This is a genomic window from Aquimarina rhabdastrellae, from assembly GCA_947387485.1.
In the GTDB taxonomy this organism is placed as follows: domain Bacteria; phylum Bacteroidota; class Bacteroidia; order Flavobacteriales; family Flavobacteriaceae; genus Aquimarina.
On record CANDNT010000001.1, the window covers coordinates 1,030,428 to 1,051,629 of the forward strand.

Here is a 21,202-nt window from a genome sequence, read left to right on the forward strand (position 1 = left end):
TTATTAACTTTTACGATTAAAAAAAAATTGTAGATTTGTGCAATACACTAATGTTTAAAAAGCTAAATTATAATAATGAGAATAGTTATTCAATTAGTACTGTGGGTAGTCATCGCATTTTTAGGGTACCAAGTATATAACTCAATCAATGGTCCTGTAGAATTTAATAAAGTAAAAAAGGCACGTTATGCTCAAGCCATTGAAAGCTTAAAAGATATTAGAAAAGCACAATTAGCACATAAAACTGTAACTGGTAAGTTTGAAAAAGACTTTAATAAACTTGTTACGTTTATTGATACTGCAAAGTTTACACTTACTCAGCGTAGAGATTCTAGTTTTATCCGTTATAACAAAGTTTTACGTATTGATGAGCCTAGAGATACTGTTGTTATCGATACATTAGGGTATGCATCAATTAAGGATTCTATCTTTAAAGGAACTACTCGTTATAAAACTATGATGAATGTACCTGTAGAAGGAACTAATGATACATTTAAAATGGATGCAGGTTTTGTTAACAAAAACGACTTAAACATTCCTGTTTTTGAAGTTAAAGTTTCTAAAGATGTATTATTACACGATCAAGACAAAGATTTACTTGCTCAAGAAAAAGAAGTTGTTTCTGTAGATGGAGTTAACGGACCTTTCTTAAAAGTAGGATCTATGTCTGAAGTAAACACCAATGGAAACTGGCCTAAGTCTTATGGATCAAACGATCAATAATAGTATAAAGCATATTTCATATACATTGTCCATTCAAATTAATTTGAATGGACTTTCTTTTTGTATTGCAAATTCTGAGCATAAAGTCATTGCTTTAGAGACTATTATTTTTGGTACACAACTCAACCCAGAACAAGTACTTGATAAAATTAAATACCTCTTTAAAAGCAATGTTTTTTTACAACGGAACATAACAAAAGTTAATGTTGTTTATAATAATGACTTATATACTTTGGTTCCAAAAGCACTCTTTGACGAAAAGCTATTGAGTGACTATCTCAAATTTAATATTAAGGTACTTGACAACGATTATATCGCTTATGATGTGATCAATAGTCACGACGTTGTTAATGTTTATGTTCCTTACGTAAACATCAATAATTTCTTTTTTGAGAATTTTGGTACGTTTACTTATAAACATGCTACTACTGTTTTAACAGAAAACTTACTCATAGCAGAAAAAAATAGTATTACAGATAGTGTTTATGCTCATATTACTCATAATAGCTTTGACCTGATTATTATCAAGCAAGGTAAATTGCAATTATGTAATACTTATTATATAGAAACAGCCGAAGACTTTTTGTATTATGTTATGTTTGCTGCAGAACAACTCAAATTGAATCCTGAAACTTTTTCTTTAATTTTTATAGGAGCTATTGATAAACAGCATCCTTATTATAAAATAGCGTATACGTATATAAGAAATATATCTTTTGGTACGCGTAATAACCATTTTGAAATTGCAGAAACTTTAAAAAACATTTCTGACTATCAAGATTTCACTTTATTAAGTAACTTTTAATTGATTTATGCGAATTATTTCTGGACAATATAAAGGAAAACGATTACAAGCTCCTAAAAAGCTTCCTGTAAGACCTACAACAGATATGGCAAAAGAAGCCTTGTTTAATATTCTTAACAATGAATATACTTTTTCTAGAATTTCAGTTTTGGACCTTTTTGCAGGCACAGGTAACATTAGCTATGAATTTGCTTCAAGAGGTACACAACAGATCACTGCTATTGATGCACATTATGCTTGTGTAGGTTTTATTAAAAGCACTGCTAAAGCATTAGATTTTAATATTGAAACGATCAAAAGTGATGTATTTAGTTATCTAGAAAAAGTAAAACGTAGTACAGATATTATTTTTGCTGATCCTCCTTATGATTTTGAAAAGGAGCAATTTGCAAAAATTCCAGCATTGGTTTTTGAAAACGACTTATTAAATGAAAATGGTGTTTTAATTGTAGAACATTCAAAATATACTAAACTAGATGATCTTCCTTATTTTTCTCATGCACGAAAGTATGGAGGTTCTGTTTTTAGCTTCTTTGAAGCTATAGAAAATACAGAAGCCGAACAATAATGTTCGGCTTTTGTGTTTTTATTTTTAATCTAATTTCTACTTAGATATCATCTCAACACCATTAATTTGACGTAACGCTTCTCCTATACTAAAAGTAACGGCATTTGCTAAATTATAACTACGTACTTTCCCTGAAGTAGGAATGGTTAAATAATTTTCAAACTCTTTAAGTACCTCATCAGATAATCCTACTGATTCTCTACCAAATACCAACCAGTCTTCGTCTTGATACTCCACTTCTAGGTAAGAAGTTTTTCCATGACTACTAAATAAAAATACTCGAGATCGATCTTCTACTTTTGTGATCCAGTCTGCTACATTCTCGTATTCGTACCACTCTAGATGTTGCCAATAATCCAGCCCAGATCTTTTTACTTGCTTATCTGTTATTTCAAATCCCAAAGGATGAATCAAATGTAATCTACAATTTGTCCCTACACATAATCGCCCTATGTTCCCTGTATTATTAGGTATCTCTGGATGTACTAATACGATGTTAAGCATACATTTCGTTTTTAAGTTCTTGCTTAATGTCTTGAAGTGTTTTTGTAGTATTAATCAAATCTGTAATTACTATTTCGCGTAATTCCTCTATATCATAATCATAATACTTTGCCCACTTATAATCTTCAAGAAGGTTTTTAATTTGTTTGATGATTTTTCGAGTAGCCTCTGCCGTGCGAATTACTGCAACCCCATCATATGCTTCATCTTCTTTATGCATATAATCCACTTTCTTTTTTTCAAAATCAACGTGAATATAATAAGAATCAGACGTATCACTTACATATTCTTTAAAATCTGTCCACTCTGCAAATCCTAATCTCAAATCATCAATCTCTGCTGGTAAATCAGAATCTAATCGCCATTTACATCTAGCTGCTCTTCCCCAATGATTTGCCAATCTGTAAACACCCTTTGTTGTATAATAATAAGTACTGCCCGACTCACTTCTATAGTTAGGCTTACGCTTTCTTATCTTATATAATTCAGCTCCTTTAAAAACACAATATGTTTGATTAAAGAAATTATTTTTATTGTATTTCTTTTTCTTTTTTTGTTCTTCCAATCCCCTATTTTTTTTGCAAAAATAACTCCATTTCTTTCCTTTTTCTAATACCTCATCCTAAAAAATATTAACAAAACGTTAGCAAATTCAATATCAACAACATAGCCTCTTGTTGTTTTTTAAGCTATTTAGGAGTATTTTTACTTTCTCAAATTTAATCCCTATCTACTGTGAAAGATCTTACTCTAATTATAGGAAGCATTTTTGGTTTTCTAGCAGTAATTCTCGGCGCTTTTGGTGCCCATTACTTAAAAAAAATGTTTATCGAAGAACTTCAAAAAAGCTTTGAAACAGGGGTAAAATATCAAATGTACCATGCTATATTATTAGTTTTATTAGGGTTTAATCTTGATTTTACTACTACGCTACATACTAGCGCAATTATTTTTTTTATAGTAGGTGTAGTTTTATTTTCTGGTAGTATTTATGGTTTATGTATCAGTAGTGCAAAAGGTAATAAGCTCAAGTTTTTAGGTCCTATAACACCTCTAGGTGGTTTATGCTTACTTATAGGTTGGGGATTATTGATATATACATTCATTTAAAAGTGATACTATGCGTGTTTTAATTCTGTTTTTATTGTTAGTATCTCTTAAAGGTTATACGCAACTTGTTCAAATAGTCGATAAAGATCAGAAACAGCCTGTTTCTTATGCTACGATCTCTTTTGGGAATGGGAATGGTATTTTTGCAGATAGTCAAGGTAAGTTCTTTTTTCTAAAAAAATTATATGCAGATATTGACACTTTATATATTTCATCAATTGGGTATCAAGATTTAAAAATTGCTACAAAACAATTGCCTAAACAACTTTTCCTTACTCCAGAAGTATCATCACTTAAAGAAGTTTACATCACTGCAAAAAAGAAAGGAAAATACACGATAAAAAAAATAGATGCAAAAGCACATAATGACTATTTCAAATCCTGGTTACCTACTGTAGAATCCGAAATTGCTGTATATTTTCCTTATCAAGAAGAAAAGTCTTCTAAAATAGCTTCAATTTTCTTTCCTATTAAAAAAGAAGAAAGTCGTACTCATAAAGGCAAAAATGCTTCCTTTTCTACTTTATTTAAATTACAATTTTATCAAAATGATCACGGTCAACCTGGACAGCGTTTATTTTATGATAACATCTTTTTTACAGTAACTCACAAAGACAAATCTATTTTTGAATTAGATATAAGTGATCATGAAGTTTTTATTCCTAAAGAAGGTATTTTTATAGCGATTCAAGTGTTAGGATACACCGATAAAAAAGGCGAATTACAAAAATCTCCTAAATATCATATCGTAAAAACAAAAAGAGGGAATGTAAAAATCTCCACGACTTTTAGACCTTTATTACCTTTCACCAATAAGTTTGAGAATGATCGCACTTTTGTAAGAAGGATTTTCTACAAAAACCGAACTTGGCAGAAATTTGATAGCACCTATAGTAAGACCAACAATCTTGTATTGAGTAAATACAATAATTACGGTATGGGGGTCAAATTACATCTTTATAAAGATTAGATTCACTAATCTAATAAAGATCTTTTATTATTAAATTGAACTGCTGCATCAGAAAATTGTAGGTTGTCATCATCACTTTCTGCAAATACTACAGCATCTGTAATATTCATAAAGTAATGTTGCCTCCCTAACGCCTCTATAAACCCTGATCGTTTTAAAAAATCTCGTACAGGTCCTATAGTTCCAGTTATCAGTAATTGGATATTAATCCCTTGTAAATACACATTCATATCTTCTAATACATGTAATGCTGTACTATCAATATCATGAACATTTGTCGTGTGTAAAATCAAGTATTTAGGCGGTTTTTCTCTCTTAGAAATATACTTTAATACCGTTTCTTTAAAATACGCTATATTTCCAAAATACAATTGGTTATCAAAACGAATAATTAAATAGCATGTAGATTGCTTCGCTTCAGGAAAACGATTGATATTTCTATAATATTTAGTGTTAGGTATGTTTACCAACTCTGCTATATGAGGTCTCGAACTATAATATTGTAAAAAGATAAAAGATAATATCATTCCTATAAAAATCCCTTTCTCTACTCCAAAAATCAAAGTACCCATAAAAGTTATCATCATTACCATAAAATCTCGTCTCCTTAATTTCAAAAGATACTTAGCTTCTTTTACATTTATCAAATTAAATACAGATACTAATATTATAGCGGCCAATACTGCCTTGGGAATATAGTAGAAATACGAAGTAAAAAACAATAATGATAACATAACCATTATGGCTGTTATAATTGTAGCAACCGTTGTTTTCCCCCCAGATGCATCATTAATTGCTGATCTACTATAGCTTCCAGACGAAGGAACTGATTGAAAAAATGCCCCCAATACTTTTGATATTCCTAAAGCAAATAGTTCTTGATTTGGTTTCACTTCATGATCCCTGTTTTTCATTTCTATAGATTTGGCGATACCTATACTTCCTATATATCCAATAAAAGTTACTGTTAAAATTGAAGGAATTAAAGCTTCTAATGCATCCCAACTCATTTCAGGAATATAAAACGAAGGTAAACCTCCGGGAACATTTTCTATAATCGCTACTCCTTGTGTATTTAAATTAAAAACTTTGGTAAGTATAGTAGCCAGTATTAATACTACCAAAGCACCTGGAAATGATTTTTTCCACTTTTTTAATCCTATCATTATCAAGATAGATCCTATACAAAGTACAGCTGTTATCCAATGAATTTGATCTATATGAGTAAACACATATAACACTTCTTCGTAGGTGTAATCAAACTGAGGAATGGCTAACCCAAAAGCTGATTTTAATTGTGATATTATGATAATAATTGCAGCAGCAGAAATAAATCCTGAAATCACGGGTTGCGAAATCAAATTGACAAGGAATCCCAACTGTAAAAAGCTGAGTATAATTTGAAAAACACCAATAAGTAATCCTAGATAAACAACTAACGCTATATATTCTTCAGAAAAGGGAACTGCTAATTTACTGACGCCACTCATGACTAATATTGCAGTAACGGCAACAGGTCCAATACTTAATTGTCTCGATGTACCAAAAATAGCATATAAAACAAGCGGAATTAAACAACTATACAAACCATAAATGGGTGATACTCCCATTAATAAGGCATAGGCTATAGCTTGCGGAATTAAAATCACACTAACTACGATTCCTGCTATAGTATCAGATTTTAACTTAGATAAAGTATAATCTGATAATCCTTCTAATAGAGGGACTATTTTAGCTATTGTTTTTATAATCTATTCTTTTATGTTTTCGTACATAAAACTACAATTCTTTACCGAATAATTAGCATTGCATAATTGATGTTTTTTATAGTTCGATTTAAAATCTTTAGTATACTCTTATCTATCATAAAAAGCATTTAGATTTTTTTTCATTTTAACTACCCTAAAAAATCAATTAAACAGTTTTTAAAACAAAACAAACCCACTATTAAAGTTTTATTTTCTAAAACACACAACAAATATAGTTTTTAAAAAAGCTAAACTATACATTTGCGCAAAATTGAAAAACAAATGAAACTACACCATACCGAACAAGATCAACTTAAAGAGTTATATGCAACAATAGAACATACTACTCAAAATTTTTTAGGATATCCTGTTTCCAAAGATTTTGACTATTCAGAGTTAATGCCTTTTTTAAAATTCCCACTTAATAATCTAGGTGATCCTTTTGGAGAATCTACTTATCGTGTGGATTCTCGCGCTATGGAACGTGAAGTAGTTAACTTTTTTGCTAAACTTTTTAGAGCAAAAGAAGATCAAAGTTGGGGGTATGTTACTAATGGTGGTTCTGAAGGTAATTTATATGGCCTTTATGTTGCTCGAGAATTGTATCCTAAAGCTATTGTTTATTTTTCTGAAGCAACACATTATAGTATCCAAAAAAACATCACTTTATTAAACGTTGATCACATCATCATTAAATCACAAGAAAATGGTGAAATCGACTATCAAGATCTCAAAGAAGCGATAAGCTATAATCGTCATAGACCTGCTGTTGTAGTTGCCAATATTGGTACTACTATGACCGAAGCCAAAGATAATACTCGTACTATTAAATCTTTACTAGAAGAAATGGCTATAGAAAAACATTATATCCATGCAGATGCTGCACTTGCTGGTGGCTTTGCTCCTTTTATAAAGCCTAGGCCTGTTTTTGATTTTGAAGATGGTATTGATAGTATTTCTGTAAGCGGACACAAGTTTATAGGATCTCCTATGCCATCTGGAGTTGTTATTGTTAAAAAAGATAATCGTGATCGTATTGCAAGACGTATTGCTTATATAGGTAGTTCTGATGCTACAATCACAGGATCTCGTAATGGACATAGTCCTTTATTTTTGTGGTATGCCATAAAAAAACTAGGTATAGAAGGTTTCCAAAAACGTACCGATCATAGTCTAGCTGTAGCTTCTTATACAGAAAAACGCTTAAACGAATTAGGTATTAAAGCTTGGCGTAATCCTAATGCGCTTACTATAGTTTTTCCTGCTCCAGATCCCGAAATAATTAAGAAATGGCAATTGGCCACAGAAAAAGGACATTCTCATATTATCTGTATGCCTAATGTTACTTTTGAACAAATAGATAGTTTTATAGCTGATATCGAATATACTTTATGCGAAAGCGTATAACCATAAAAAAAGAGCTTCAAATAAATTTTGAAGCTCTTTTTCTTTTAGTTCGTGATCAATTTATCTCACTAACTTTTTATATTTAATACGTTTAGGCATAATATCTCCTCCTAATCGTTTCTTTTTACTTTCTTCATACTCAGAGAAACTTCCTTCAAAGAAATATACTTGAGAATCTCCTTCAAAAGCTAAGATATGTGTACAGATACGATCTAAGAACCAACGGTCATGCGAGATTACTACCGCACATCCTGCAAAATTCTCTAATCCTTCTTCTAGTGCTCTCAATGTATTTACATCAAGATCATTGGTAGGCTCATCCAGTAGTAATACGTTACCTTCTTCTTTAAGCGTCATAGCCAAGTGTAAGCGGTTACGTTCTCCTCCTGATAAAGTTGCTACTTTTTTGTTTTGCTCGCTTCCGCTAAAGTTAAATCGGCTTAAATACGCTCTAGAGTTTACTTGGCGTCCACCCATCATAATTAACTCTTGCTCATCAGAGAAGTTTTGCCAAATTGTTTTCTCTGGATCTATATTAGAATGAGTTTGATCAACATAAGCTATTTTTGCAGTTTCTCCTACATTAAAAGCGCCTTTGTCTGGAGTCTCTTCTCCCATTATCATTCTAAAGATAGTAGTTTTTCCTGCTCCGTTAGGTCCAATTACTCCTACTATCCCTGCTTGTGGAAGATTGAAGTTTAAATCTTCATATAATAACTTATCTCCATAAGCTTTACTCACTCCTGTAGCTTCAATCACGTTAGTTCCTAATCTAGGTCCATTAGGAATATAGATTTCAAGTTTTTCATCAAGTTGTTTTTGATCTTGATTCAATAACTTATCATAATTCTTTAAACGTGCTTTTTGTTTCGCCTGACGTCCTTTTGCACCTTGTTTTACCCACTCTAACTCTCGTTCAAGTGTTTTTTGACGTTTTGAAGCTGATTTACTTTCTTGTTCAAGACGTTTTGCTTTTTGATCTAGCCAAGAAGAATAATTTCCTTTCCACGGGATTCCTTCTCCTCTATCTAGTTCTAATATCCATCCAGCAATATTATCAAGGAAATAACGGTCGTGCGTTACTGCAATAACAGTTCCTTTATATTGTGCTAAGTGATGTTCTAACCAGTGTACAGATTCTGCATCAAGGTGGTTAGTAGGCTCATCAAGTAGTAATACGTCTGGTTCTTGTAATAACAATCTACACAATGCAACACGACGTTTCTCTCCTCCAGATAATACTCCAATTTTCTTATCGGCTTCTGGAGTACGTAATGCATCCATTGCTATTTCAAGCTTAGTATCAAGATCCCATGCTCCTAAAGCATCTATCTTATCTTGTAATACAGCTTGACGATCCATCAATTTTTGCATCTTATCTGCATCTTCATAATATTCTGGAAGACCAAATAAGTCATTGATTTTATTGTATTCGTCAAGAACAGCTACTGTTTCTGCTGCGCCTTCTTTTACTACTTCTAGTACTGTTTTTTCTGGATCTAATTGCGGTTCTTGTTCTAGATATCCTACTGTATATCCTTGTGAGAATACTACATCTCCTTGGTAATTTGTATCCACTCCTGCTATAATTTTAAGCAAGGTAGATTTACCAGATCCGTTAAGACCTAGAATTCCGATTTTGGCTCCATAAAAGAAGCTTAAATAAATATTTTTAAGTACTGGAGTATTGGCACTTTTAAAGGTTTTAGTCACCCCAGACATTGAAAATATAATCTTCTTATCGTCTGACATATTTGTATAGCTATATTGTTTAAATCTTATTTTTAAATTCTACCTTTCAAAGCATTAAATGCCCATGAAATTGTACAGAATCCTAATCCTGCTACCGTAAATCCAATGGTATAGTTAGGATATTTAAAAACTCCTAAAAGGATCAGCCCTGCTCCTAATATAAACATTAAAAAAGAAGCCCAAGCAAAAATTGCATTTTTATTCATTCCCATAAGTCGTTGTTTAGTATCTACATACTTTTTTAGCGACTACAAATATCGGCATTTTATCGACATTTAATAACTCTTATCGAATTTCTAATGTCATTATTATATTTTTTATTACAATTTTAACTTGTATTTACTTATAATTCTGTTAATAAATTTCTTTTTTATTAAAGCAAAAAAAGACTGCTTATTCAGCAGTCTCTTATTTATTATTGAGTTTGTAAAGTTTAGTTTACAGGTCCATTATCTACTCTTGATTCTAAGATTGATTCAACGCTATTAGGTATATTTTCTAGTAAATCATATCCTGTTAATCTTTCAATCTGATTAACACTAGTTCTATAACTACTCCATGAAGTACTAATTCCTTGATCATTAGGAATATTTACCGCTATAATTCTAGTCGAAGTATTTACTCTATTGATATCATTTGATCCATTAGGTAAAATAATAGCAACTTTCCAGAAAGAATCCGGTACAGTAATATTTCCTCCATCGATAGTATTTGCAAATCCATTACGTCCGCTTCCTCCTTGACCAGCTACTCCAGCAACAACATATACTTCATTTCCATCTTGAGCTAATGATCTTAAATAATCCTCTAGATTTTTCCAGCTTCTTTGATTATTATCTGGTGCTTGCGGAGCGATATTAGTCATATAATACGTATTTGCATTTGAACTACTACTACCATTACGATCTGCAGATGGACATAAATGACCTCTATCAAAACCTGATCTTGTATAATCACTTGTAGATGCTAAGAAAAAACTACTAGGTAATGCGGTATCTCTTTTAAAACAGTTACATCTTCTTGCCGATCCCATCCAAGCTGAACTTAAATGCCAGCTCACCCAATTTGCTGTACCTCTACTATTATTATAAGATAACGCGTAATCTGCTCTTGATAAATAATAATTATTTACAGAAGATCCTGCATTAGATGGATTTCCAAAAGCAATATTACTATCTCTTGATGCTACTCCTGTATTATCGTTATCTCCTCCAGAGTTTCCACCGCTTACTTCTATTTCTATGTTATCAAAATTAACTCTATTTGATCCCCCAGATAGTTTCTGAATTCCGAAACGAACACGACCTGTAGCATTTACATTAATTTTTACTGTATTTAATGCGGTTGAACTTGTTGTAATTGTATTTCCTACATATACCCAATCACCTCCATTAAAAGAAGCTATAAGTCTCCATGTAGAAGTACCATCACTACCATACTTAGCATGTCTCACTGTTACAGAAGATGCTCCGTTATCTAGATCAAAATCCATAATAGCATATCCCGAATTACGCATTCTTATTGCTTTTGATCCGTATCTGCGATCTCTGCTTGAAGTTCCTAATAAGGCGTCACTTAAATACCAATCTCCTGAATTCACCTGTATATAGCCTGCACTATAACTAGTTTTTGAATCTGTTTCAAAAGTTTCTGTAAATCCAGTTGCAATTTTTCCATCATGACTATGCTCATGTGGTCCTTCGTTATCATAATAAAATGTTGCAGCTTTTACCTCTCCTTCTATAGCTAGAGGTGTGCTTTCGATAAGTTGATAATCTGCATTATCATCGTTGTTACAGCTTACCATAAACATGGTAGCTCCTAGCAATAATGCTCCTAATTTAGTTTGTACTAATTTCATGTTGAGTTTAATTAAGTTTATTGTTCTGCCTCTATTAAAAACCTTGTTTTATGGTTTATTAATAATGACCGCGCAAATGTATTCTTTGCGTATATCCTCAACACTAGGTCAATGTTAGCTTAACGTTAAGAAAACGTTATCTAGTTTTCCTAATCATGTCCTCATTTTTAAATAAAAAAAGTGAGGTGTCCAATATTGAACACCTCACTTTTATCATTTTTTTTAGTTTATTTTCGATACTTATCATTCAATCCTATTCCGCTTTGAATCATAGGTATGATCTTCTTTAATCTATTTTGTTTAGTTGCTTCTCTTTTAGCCTCGCTTATATGCTCTGCATATTCTCTTTGTTTGTATGCTGTTAATTCCTTAAATTTTTCTTTTAAAACAACATCTTCATTTAATACTGTTTCTAATTCTGATGGAATTTCGAAAGCAACCTTTTTAACTGGTTTAATTTCTTTACCTGCTAATTGATTTTGTATTGCTTCGTCAACATATGCTTTTAATAGCTCTTGAGGTATTGCTTCTAAACTTTCAAACCTCCATTGTCTTAATGCTTTAGTTTTACCTTCTTGTGCATTAAGTAACATATTGGCTTCATCCTTTAATAATGCTCCATTATAAAACCATACCCCTACATATGATTTAAACGCACCTAATCCTATTACATTTTTACCATTTTTGGTAGTATATACAGGTACTCCCCATTTAACCGTTTCGGTCAAACCTGATGCCAAAGCGATAGATCTCAATACTTTTAAAGCTGTTGTCCATTGTGGTTTTGCTTCGATATAAGCGTCTACAGAGGTATGTTTTTCCATAATGAATATGCGTTTTATAGCGTTATATTAACATTCAAAGATGTGTTTGCTTTCCAATTTAAAGAAATTATTACAGTTTGTAATGTTTCATTATAAGTAAACTTTGCTTCAGTCCCGTCTACAGTTATTGTTTTAGGTGCAGTGGTTATATTATGCACAGTAAAAGCTATAGTTCTATCTTTTGTAGTATAAGTTTTACCTACTGTAGTATTAAATGTAAACTCTAATGCATTCGTTTTCGCTTTAGCTTTAAACTTTAATAATTCGTATGCTCTTTTTTCAAATGCTTGAGGAGTTGTTCCATTATCATCATAAACTTCACCCTCGCTTATAGCTACTGTATTATCATAATAATAATCGACATTCATCTCTTGTGTTTGATATACTGCTGTAGTTTGAATTGGTTTGATTGTAGGAATAAAAGCTCCTCCTTTTACAAATACTGGTATATGATCTTCTACAACAGCTACCGTTGCCTTTTTACCTCCAGAATATAACTTTCCTGTAAAGAAATCAAACCAATTATGTCCAGTAGGGAAATATACTTCTTGCGTTTTTACTCCAGGTGCTACTACAGGAGATACTAACAAATCTTCTCCCCATAAATATGTTTTTTTAACCTCATTAATACTAGCATTATCTTCTTCTTCAAAAAATACTGGTCGCATCAATGGCAATCCTGTTTGATTATTGTCAAATGCTAATGTATAGTTATACGGCAATAAGCTATATCGTAATTCAATTGCTTTTTTTGCCAATGCTTTAGTTTTATCGTCATGAAAAACTGGCTCTGGAGCAATTTCTTCTTGTGCATGTGGTCTAAAGATAGGTTGAAAAACACCATACTGTAACCATCTAGTATATAATTCTGGATCAAATTTTTCTCCTCCAGCAAATCCTCCTAGATCAGAATGCATATATCCCAATCCTTGCATTCCCATTTGTAATGCAATTTCGGTTTGTGCTTGCAATCCTTCCCAACTACGACTCACATCTCCTGACCAAGGTATCATACCAAAACGTTGCGATCCAGAATATCCTGCTCTCATTAAAATAAATGGTCGCTGTGTAGGGTACTCTTTTTGGTATCCTTCATGTAATAATCTTGCCCAATCATGTCCATAGATATTGTGTACTTCGTCTGCACTACCCTTTGCATGTTGTAACTTTGATGGGTGAACTTCTGGTTCTCCTAGATCTCCCCACCATCCAGATACTCCCATATCTGCATATTTTTTATATACATTCCAGAACCATTCTTTTCCTTCTGGATTATAAATATCTATAATACCTGTATTACCAAAATAGAAATCGTATGTATATGGATTTCCTACAGAGTCTTTTCCTAAAATTTGTTTAGCAGCAGCTTCTTTCCATTTTTTTGATGTAGTAAGTACAAATGGTTCAGTAATTAATACCGTCTTTACTCCTTCTGTTTTAAAATCATTAATCATTTTCTTAGGTGTAGGGAAAGAATCTTTTAAAAACTCTAAATTTCCCATTGTACCTTTGATATCTTTACCAAACCAGTAAATATCTAGAATAACGGCATCTAATGGTATTTCGTCTTTTTTAAATCGAGCGACTACATCTCGTGTTTCTTTTTCTGAATGATATCCAAAACGACTAGCAAAATTTCCTAAAGCCCAACGAGGTGGCAACGGTTGTTTTCCTGTTAGCGTTGTATATTGTCCTACTAGATCTTCCCAATCTTCTCCTGCTATTACTTGATATGTTTTTCTACCACTTATCGTTTCATAGCTTAGTGTATTATCTTTTTTACTATCTATATCTAGAAATCCTATAGGCGCATTATCAAAATGTACCGCATATTTCTTTGACGAATAAATTAATGGCATGGTATAGTTAAGCAATTCTGAGTGTGAACCATAACCGTAATGTGCTCTATTGTATAATTGTAATCGATATCCTCTACGGTTCATTCCTACAACTCGAGCTCCAGCTCCATATATTTTCTCAGTACCATCGAGATTAAAGTTTAATACTTCTGTACTATCTGTTTTTATATAACCTTCTTTTTCTGAGATTAATTCTTTTCCTTTATAAAAGTATTTAATGTTAAAAGGTGACTTTTTAATTTGTACGCTAATTCCTGTAGTTCCGTATACAATCACACTATCGTTTTCTTGTAAGGAAACTTCTTGCTGAGTTGGTTTTAATACAACAGCATGTGATTCTGAACTAAATTCTTCGCCTTTAGGCACAAAAGAAGTCTCTATTATTTTGTCAGAATACGGTTTAATAATATACATCCCGTCATCTTTGTATACTTCTAGATGTGTTTGTTTATCCGCAATTCCCTGAAATGGTCCTTCTGGTTGTTGCTTACACGAAAAAATGGTGGTGGTTATCGCTATTAACGATACGGTTTTTAGGAGGTTAATTTTTATCATAGTATCTCAATTATAATGTTGAGTTGACCTTAATGCTATTCTTGCATTTAGACCTACACAAATCTCAAATATAAATGAATCTGTTTAAGTGACTTTGCTTTAATACAGCTTTATGATGAGTTTTATTATTTTTTTAGTATTTCAAAGATTTAGTTACGGATTTATTAATTGTCTTTAGATTTAACATTAAAACACCCTCTTTTTAAACTGATATTTCTCATATTTAAATACTAAAATCTAAAGTATATTTATATCACACAGTTTTTTTATGTTATATCAAGAATCACAGCGTTTTACACAATGGTGGTTATGGTTAGTCTTAATTGCTATTGGTAGCTTACCTTTTATTGGTTTTTATCACGATTGGAACCAAGGTCAAAATCCTTTTCTCAATATAGAGTTACTTCTTTTTGCACTATGTACTTGGGGACTTGTTTGTTTATTCTTTATACTTAAATTAAAAACAACTATAAGTCACACGCATATCCATATACGTTTTGTTCCTTTTCTAACCAAAAACATTCCTCTTCATCACATTAAAAGTGCTCGAATTTTAAATTATGGCTTTGTTGGTGGTTGGGGAATTCGATACAGTACAACTCATGGTACGGTTTATAATACTTCTGGAAAAATTGGTTTAGCGCTTGTTCTACGTGATAACTCCAAACTTGTCATTGGTACGCAATGTCCAAAAGAACTTCAGCAAATTATCATGGCTATAGGATTACCTCAATAAGCAGATTGCTAATCTTTATAAAACTGCATTTTTAATTCTCTTCTCGACATTTTTTTGACTTACTTTTATTAATTTAAACCTCTCTCTTAATTCTTATTTCAATGGAAAAATTATCTCCTGAGGCGTTGTTAGAAATAGAACGTCAACTTAGTGCTCCAGATGGTGAAAACGGCATTAAAATAGCCGAAGAAATGCATCGAAGTAACATAGGCATGACTCGCGCTGCCTATCAAGCATTAAACATACAAAACGATATGCATATTCTTGAAATTGGTCATGGTAATTGTGCCCATTTAAAAGAAATCTTTGATAGTGCTTCTTCCTTAATCTATCATGGACTTGAAATTTCTAAAACGATGCATCTTCAAGCAAAACAGATCAATGCTGAATTTCATCAAAAAAACCAAGCTATTTTTTCGCTTTATGATGGATTAACTATCAAATTACCAGATGATTCTTTTCATGTTGCTTTTAGTGTAAACTCTATTTATTTCTGGAAAAAACCTATAGTTTTACTCAACGATATTTATCGTGTACTTAAACCTGGTGGACATCTAGCTATTGTATTTGCTTTAAAAGATTTTATGAAGCAACTCCCTTTTGTCAATGATCGTTTTTCATTATTTGATCATCAGGATATAACACAGCTAATTAAACAAACTCCTTTTGAAATAGCTACGCTAACGAATCATCAAGAACGTATACAAAGTAAACATGATGAATGGGTTAATCGTGAGTTTTGTGTAGCACTGCTAAAAAAATAACACCTTATGTTCACCATCAAACGTACTGATGCAACTCATCAAGACTTTATCGCCTTGGTTCATCTTCTAGATCAAGATTTGGCTATTAGAGATGGAGATGATCACGCTTTTTATGCTCAATACAATACTCTTGATACTATAAAGCACGTTGTTATTGCATATCAAGATACAATTCCTGTAGGTTGTGGTGCCATCAAACATTATGATAATACTATTATGGAAGTTAAACGTATGTTTACTGCTACTGCTTATCGCGGAAAAGGTATTGCTTCAAAAATATTAAACGAGCTAGAAATCTGGACTAAAGAACTATCTTATACTTCTTGTATATTAGAAACAGGTATCAAACAACCTGAAGCTATTGCTCTGTATAAAAAACAAGGATATGAAGTTATTCCTAATTATGGACAATATACAGGATTAGATACCAGTATTTGTTTTAAAAAAACACTCTAAAAATAAAGTAAAGAGCGAGATTTAAATTAAATCTCGCTCTTCTTATATCTAAATGTTTTCTTTACTAGAAATCTCTGTTTACATCCCAAGCTTCTAGATATTGTTGTACTCTTTGTACAAACTGTCCCCCTAAAGCTCCATTTACTACTCTATGGTCATAAGAGTGAGATAAGAACATTTTGTAACGTATACCTATAAAATCTCCTTCTGGTGTTTCTATCACAGCAGGCACTTTACGTATAGCTCCTAGCGCTAAAATCCCTACTTGGGGTTGATTGATAATCGGTGTTCCCATAATACTTCCAAATGTACCTACATTAGTTACCGTATATGTTCCACCTTGAATATCATCTGGTTTTAAAGCGTTATTACGCGCTCTAGTAGCAAGGTCATTAACAGCTTTTGTCATTCCCACTAGATTTAATTGATCTGCATTTTTGATTACAGGTACAATTAAGTTTCCGTCAGGTAATGCTGCTGCCATTCCTAAATTAATATTCTTTTTCTTGATGATTTTTCCTCCATCTTCTGATACAGAAATATTCATCATTGGGAAATCTTTAAGTGCCTTAGCTATAGCTTCCATAAAAATAGGAGTAAACGTAATATTCTCTCCTTCTCTCTTCATGAAATCTGCCTTAACTTTCTTACGCCAGTTCCAAATGTTTGTTACATCAGCTTCTATAAACGATTGTACATGAGCAGATGTTTGTACAGATGCTACCATATGGTGAGAAATAAGTTTCCCCATACGAGACATCTCTATAATTTCATCTTCACCAGAAGCTATTACAGGAGTTGCTTTTGCTACTTCTTTCTTAACTGGTGCTGGTTGTACTACTGGAGTAGCTACTGGTTTTGTTTCTTTTGCAACTGGTTGTGCCACTTTTCCAGCTTTCTTATCTTCTACGTATGTAAGAATATCATTCTTAGTTACACGTCCATCTTTACCGGTTCCTGCTAATCCTTCTAATTCTGCTAAAGATATTCCTTCTGTAGCTGCTATATTCTTAACTAATGGTGAATAGAATTTATTACTTTCAGAAAAATCTACTGCCGCTACAGTTTCTTTAACTTCTTCTATTTGAGATTCAATTGCTGCTACTTCTTGTGGTGCAGCTGCTTCTTCTACAACAGGTTCTTCTTGAGTAGCTACCTCTCCTTCTCCTTCAGTTTCTATGATAGCAATTGTTTGCCCTACTTGTACTACATCATCTACTTCAAAAAGTCTCTCTACCAATACACCTTCAACTTCACTTGGCACTTCACTATCCACTTTATCGGTGGCGATTTCTAATACTGCATCATCCATTTCGATAGTATCTCCTACTTCTTTTAACCAAGTAGTAATCGTTGCTTCTGCAACACTTTCGCCCATTTTAGGAAGCTTTAGTTCAAACTTTGCCATATCTTTAATTAAAAGTGTTATTAAGTTATATTTTTTGCGAATTTAATTAAAATTCGCCTTTCTTACTGTTTTTTTGTTATTAAAATTGTATTAAAGTGTAATTACCTCACCTTTTTCGTCGCTGTAATTACTCCCGATAACAAAGTTACAATGTTTCGGTTTAATTTTAAAAGTTGTTTGTTTACTAGCCAATTGCTGCATGATTCCTATAATCTCTCCATAACTTAAATAGTTATTATCCAGCACAATCTGTTTTGCTTCTTTTGACTTGTATACTAGATCTGATACATCTTTTAATTGCTGTATAGGATGCTGTAACACCTTTTCTAATCGAGTTGCTAACGATGCTTCATCTGTAATCACATAATAATGTGCTATTTTCTTTATTTTTTTCTTTACTGGCATTTTTGATTTTACAAAAGATACCATACGTATTCCTAAGTATATGAAAGAATCAAAGAGTTTGTTGCTTTTAAAATGTTTTTTATAAAACAATTGCATTGCTCCATAAAATCGTTCTAAGTATTCTTTATTTTTAGAAGTACTCTCTCCTTTATAATGAATTGCAGCCATATCACCTATATAATAATTATGATATCCTGCTTTAAGCATTTTATAGGATAAATCTATATCTTCTCCATACATAAAATAGGCTTCGTCAAAACCTTCCACTTCTTCATATTGAATTCTTTTACCAAACATAAAAGCGCCTACCAATACTTGAACATCTCCATTACCGTACATATGAATATGATCTGCATAATAACTTTTTACATTTCCTAAACGTACTCCAAACAAACGTCTAAAAGCCGTTAATGGTGATGGAATATTACGCTTACTTTCCGGTAAAAATTTTCCTGTACCATCTATTAATCGTATTCCTAATAATCCTGCATATGGTAAGTGTTCTATCTTTCGTATTAATTTTTCGAAAGTATCTTCGGCTACTACAGTATCTGGATTAAGTATACAAATATACTCTCCTTTTGCTTCTGCTACTGCTTGATTATTAGCTTTGGCAAAACCTACATTATCTGTATTAGCGATTAATTTGATCTCTGGAAAAATACTACGTACCATTTCACAACTGCCATCACTCGATGCATTATCCGCTACAATGATTTCGGCATCTAGATGTTGTATAGCAGCCTTAACACTCCATATACATTGTTCAAGAAAATATCGTACGTTGTAATTAAGGATTATAATGGATAGTTTCAGAATATTTTGGGTTTAAGAGGTATTGATAAATTAGTTTAGCTTTTTATTGCATTTTCAAACGGAATTCTATGTAAGATACTACGTCCTAAGGTTACTTCGTCTGCATATTCTAATTCGTCATTAACTCCTATACCTCTAGCAATCGTAGTAGTTTTTACATCAAATCCGTTTAATTGCTTGTAAATATAAAAATTTGTAGTATCACCTTCCATAGTTGCACTTAATGCAAAGATTAATTCTTTTACAGTACCTTCTTTTACCTTTTTTATCAATGCTTCTATGGTTAAATCATGAGGTCCTATACCGTCAAGCGGACTTATTTTACCACCTAAAACATGGTATAATCCTTTATAATGCCCCGTATTCTCTATCGCCATTACATCTCGTACGTCTTCTACAATACATACAATTTCTTTATTTCGAAGCGGATTACTACAGATTTCACATATTTCTACATCACTTATATTGTGACAACTTTTACAAAACTTAATTTCTGCTCTTAAATTGCCTAAAGCTGTTATTAATTGCAATGTTTGTGATTCTGGTTGTCTTAATAAATGTAAAACCAAACGCAAAGCTGTACGCTTACCGATCCCTGGGAGTTGAGACACTTCGTATACTGCGTTTTCTAGTAGTTTTGAAGAAAATTCCATAGCGCAAATTTAACATTTTCTAAACTATCTCTCTATAAAATCACATTTTATATCATGTACAATTTTTCAAAGTTTTTTAGGTATTTCTTGACTTTCTATACATTTCACTATTTTTACTTCAAAAGTTAGTATCATGTTAGCATCAATTTCTGAAGAGAATCAACTTATATTACTCATTATAGCTATTGCTATCCTCTTTGCACTTGTGCGATGGAATTCAAAACGCAATAAAAATAGGTTGTATAATCGTGACGAACGTAACTTTAGAAAAAACTATTATAATAAGTCAAAAAATAAAGATCGTAAACTGTAAGTTTTCTATTATATCGATCTACTACTATTAAAGATGAAAGTATATACCAAAACAGGAGATAAAGGAACCACTGCATTATTTGGTGGAACTCGAGTGCCTAAGCATCATATTCGTATAGATAGTTATGGAACTATTGACGAATTAAACTCATATATAGGACTGATACGTGATCAAGAGATCAATCCACATTATAAAGAAGTATTGATAGATATCCAACATAAACTCTTTACTATTGGAGCTATTCTAGCTACAGATCCAGAAAAAATGGTTTTAAAAAGTGGTAAAGAACGTCTTGATATCAAAAAAATAAAAGACTCGGATATTGAGTATTTAGAGCAAGAAATGGATACTATGGACACGAGTTTACCACCTATGACGCATTTTGTGCTACCAGGTGGGCATCAAACTGTGTCATTCTGTCATATAGCCCGCTGTGTATGCCGTAGAGCCGAACGTTTATCAACTGCCTTGTATGAAATTGAACCATTTGAAGATACCGCTTTGCAATATTTAAACCGACTATCTGACTACCTTTTTGTACTGGCACGGAAGTTGACATTTGATCTACAAGCTGATGAAGTAAAATGGGTTCCAGAAAGAAATTAACCTTAATTTTCTTAAGGATTTCTTAACATAAACCCTCACAAAATCACGTTCTTATAATTAATGATTAAATAATTGATTTTTTACTTGACTTTTTCAACTAAAAAATTATTTTTGCAAAAAATAAAACCAGTAAAGAAATGTATTGGACTTTAGAATTAGCATCTTATTTAAGTGATGCACCTTGGCCAGCAACTAAAGATGAGTTAATCGACTATGCAATTCGTACCGGAGCTCCGCTGGAGGTTGTAGAAAACCTACAGTCTATCGAGGATGAGGGAGATTCTTATGATTCCATAGAAGAGATTTGGCCTGATTATCCTACCGACGAAGATTATCTTTGGAACGAGGATGAATATTAA

23 protein-coding genes are annotated in these 21,202 nt (G+C 32.2%); 12 read left to right on the top strand and 11 right to left on the bottom strand.

Annotated elements, in window-relative coordinates:
- Positions 1-75 precede the first annotated feature (75 nt).
- The 3 genes from ACYEKI_RS04155 to ACYEKI_RS04165 are packed head-to-tail and all read left to right on the top strand — an operon-like array spanning position 76 to position 2,096.
- Complete coding sequence (locus ACYEKI_RS04155) at positions 76-723, top strand: hypothetical protein (protein ID WP_459209903.1); 648 nt, start codon at positions 76-78, stop codon at positions 721-723.
- The gene (locus ACYEKI_RS04160) at positions 683-1,528 is read left to right on the top strand and encodes a DUF3822 family protein (RefSeq protein ID WP_459209904.1); all 846 of its coding nucleotides are present in this window, start codon (positions 683-685) and stop codon (positions 1,526-1,528) included. The genes ACYEKI_RS04155 and ACYEKI_RS04160 overlap by 41 nt, the downstream gene beginning before the upstream one ends.
- A 7-nt stretch (positions 1,529-1,535) precedes the next feature.
- The gene (locus tag ACYEKI_RS04165) at positions 1,536-2,096 is read left to right on the top strand and encodes an RsmD family RNA methyltransferase (RefSeq protein ID WP_459209905.1); all 561 of its coding nucleotides are present in this window, start codon (positions 1,536-1,538) and stop codon (positions 2,094-2,096) included.
- 36 nt (positions 2,097-2,132) lie between these two features.
- Here ACYEKI_RS04165 and ACYEKI_RS04170 read toward each other — a convergent pair whose 3' ends face one another.
- The gene (locus ACYEKI_RS04170) at positions 2,133-2,600 is read right to left on the bottom strand and encodes a tRNA (cytidine(34)-2'-O)-methyltransferase (protein ID WP_459209906.1); all 468 of its coding nucleotides are present in this window, start codon (positions 2,598-2,600) and stop codon (positions 2,133-2,135) included.
- On the bottom strand, positions 2,593-3,165 hold the full coding sequence (locus ACYEKI_RS04175; RefSeq protein WP_459209907.1) for a hypothetical protein: 573 nt from the start codon (positions 3,163-3,165) through the stop codon (positions 2,593-2,595). Before ACYEKI_RS04175 ends, ACYEKI_RS04170 begins: the two co-directional genes overlap by 8 nt.
- A 170-nt stretch (positions 3,166-3,335) precedes the next feature.
- On the opposite strand from ACYEKI_RS04175, the gene ACYEKI_RS04180 reads away from it, so the two are divergent.
- Together ACYEKI_RS04180 and ACYEKI_RS04185 are read left to right on the top strand one after the other, a co-directional pair.
- Entirely contained in the window at positions 3,336-3,710 is a 375-nt protein-coding gene (locus ACYEKI_RS04180) for a DUF423 domain-containing protein (RefSeq protein WP_459209908.1), read from the top strand.
- 10 nt (positions 3,711-3,720) lie between these two features.
- Positions 3,721-4,680, top strand: coding sequence for a peptidase associated/transthyretin-like domain-containing protein (locus tag ACYEKI_RS04185; protein ID WP_459209909.1), 960 nt, complete (start codon positions 3,721-3,723; stop codon positions 4,678-4,680).
- A gap of 5 nt (positions 4,681-4,685) precedes the next feature.
- Here the strand turns inward: ACYEKI_RS04185 and ACYEKI_RS04190 are convergent, their stop codons facing one another.
- Entirely contained in the window at positions 4,686-6,431 is a 1,746-nt protein-coding gene (locus ACYEKI_RS04190; protein WP_459209988.1) for a SulP family inorganic anion transporter, read from the bottom strand.
- A 279-nt stretch (positions 6,432-6,710) separates the two neighbouring features.
- Here ACYEKI_RS04190 and ACYEKI_RS04195 point away from each other — a divergent pair, with 279 nt between their 5' ends.
- A complete protein-coding gene (locus tag ACYEKI_RS04195; protein WP_459209910.1) occupies positions 6,711-7,835 on the top strand; it encodes a histidine decarboxylase in 1,125 nt (374 codons plus the stop codon).
- Between the two features lie 60 nt (positions 7,836-7,895).
- On the opposite strand, the gene ettA is transcribed toward ACYEKI_RS04195, so the two are convergent.
- The 5 genes from ettA to ACYEKI_RS04220 all read right to left on the bottom strand — a co-directional run bounded on the left by ettA (position 7,896) and on the right by ACYEKI_RS04220 (position 14,686).
- The gene (gene ettA, locus ACYEKI_RS04200; RefSeq protein ID WP_459209911.1) at positions 7,896-9,587 is read right to left on the bottom strand and encodes an energy-dependent translational throttle protein EttA; all 1,692 of its coding nucleotides are present in this window, start codon (positions 9,585-9,587) and stop codon (positions 7,896-7,898) included.
- A gap of 32 nt (positions 9,588-9,619) precedes the next feature.
- Positions 9,620-9,799, bottom strand: a complete 180-nt coding sequence (locus ACYEKI_RS04205) for a CAL67264 family membrane protein (RefSeq protein ID WP_459209912.1) — start codon at positions 9,797-9,799, stop codon at positions 9,620-9,622.
- 221 nt (positions 9,800-10,020) lie between these two features.
- Positions 10,021-11,448 (bottom strand): DNA/RNA non-specific endonuclease, encoded by a 1,428-nt coding sequence (locus ACYEKI_RS04210; RefSeq protein WP_459209913.1) that lies wholly within the window; start codon positions 11,446-11,448, stop codon positions 10,021-10,023.
- Positions 11,449-11,675: 227 nt separating this feature from the next.
- Complete coding sequence (locus ACYEKI_RS04215) at positions 11,676-12,272, bottom strand: YdeI/OmpD-associated family protein (RefSeq protein WP_459209914.1); 597 nt, start codon at positions 12,270-12,272, stop codon at positions 11,676-11,678.
- Between the two features lie 14 nt (positions 12,273-12,286).
- A complete protein-coding gene (locus ACYEKI_RS04220) occupies positions 12,287-14,686 on the bottom strand; it encodes a glycoside hydrolase family 31 protein (RefSeq protein WP_459209915.1) in 2,400 nt (799 codons plus the stop codon).
- A gap of 268 nt (positions 14,687-14,954) precedes the next feature.
- Between ACYEKI_RS04220 and ACYEKI_RS04225 the strand changes: the two genes are divergently transcribed.
- From ACYEKI_RS04225 to ACYEKI_RS04235, 3 genes are all read left to right on the top strand, one after another.
- The gene (locus ACYEKI_RS04225; protein ID WP_459209916.1) at positions 14,955-15,422 is read left to right on the top strand and encodes a hypothetical protein; all 468 of its coding nucleotides are present in this window, start codon (positions 14,955-14,957) and stop codon (positions 15,420-15,422) included.
- 101 nt (positions 15,423-15,523) lie between these two features.
- Entirely contained in the window at positions 15,524-16,186 is a 663-nt protein-coding gene (locus tag ACYEKI_RS04230) for a class I SAM-dependent methyltransferase (protein WP_459209917.1), read from the top strand.
- Between the two features lie 6 nt (positions 16,187-16,192).
- Entirely contained in the window at positions 16,193-16,642 is a 450-nt protein-coding gene (locus ACYEKI_RS04235) for a GNAT family N-acetyltransferase (RefSeq protein ID WP_459209918.1), read from the top strand.
- 64 nt (positions 16,643-16,706) lie between these two features.
- Here ACYEKI_RS04235 and ACYEKI_RS04240 read toward each other — a convergent pair whose 3' ends face one another.
- The 3 genes from ACYEKI_RS04240 to recR all read right to left on the bottom strand — a co-directional run bounded on the left by ACYEKI_RS04240 (position 16,707) and on the right by recR (position 19,924).
- Positions 16,707-18,050 (bottom strand): dihydrolipoamide acetyltransferase family protein, encoded by a 1,344-nt coding sequence (locus ACYEKI_RS04240; protein ID WP_459209919.1) that lies wholly within the window; start codon positions 18,048-18,050, stop codon positions 16,707-16,709.
- 90 nt (positions 18,051-18,140) lie between these two features.
- Positions 18,141-19,274: a glycosyltransferase family 2 protein gene (locus ACYEKI_RS04245; protein ID WP_459209989.1), complete on the bottom strand. Its 1,134-nt coding sequence runs from the start codon at positions 19,272-19,274 to the stop codon at positions 18,141-18,143.
- 32 nt (positions 19,275-19,306) lie between these two features.
- Complete coding sequence (gene recR / locus ACYEKI_RS04250; protein ID WP_459209920.1) at positions 19,307-19,924, bottom strand: recombination mediator RecR; 618 nt, start codon at positions 19,922-19,924, stop codon at positions 19,307-19,309.
- A 133-nt stretch (positions 19,925-20,057) separates the two neighbouring features.
- Here recR and ACYEKI_RS04255 point away from each other — a divergent pair, with 133 nt between their 5' ends.
- From ACYEKI_RS04255 to ACYEKI_RS04265, 3 genes are all read left to right on the top strand, one after another.
- Entirely contained in the window at positions 20,058-20,237 is a 180-nt protein-coding gene (locus ACYEKI_RS04255; protein ID WP_459209921.1) for a hypothetical protein, read from the top strand.
- Between the two features lie 33 nt (positions 20,238-20,270).
- Entirely contained in the window at positions 20,271-20,843 is a 573-nt protein-coding gene (locus ACYEKI_RS04260; RefSeq protein WP_459209922.1) for a cob(I)yrinic acid a,c-diamide adenosyltransferase, read from the top strand.
- 137 nt (positions 20,844-20,980) lie between these two features.
- Positions 20,981-21,202, top strand: coding sequence for a DUF2795 domain-containing protein (locus ACYEKI_RS04265; RefSeq protein ID WP_006989959.1), 222 nt, complete (start codon positions 20,981-20,983; stop codon positions 21,200-21,202).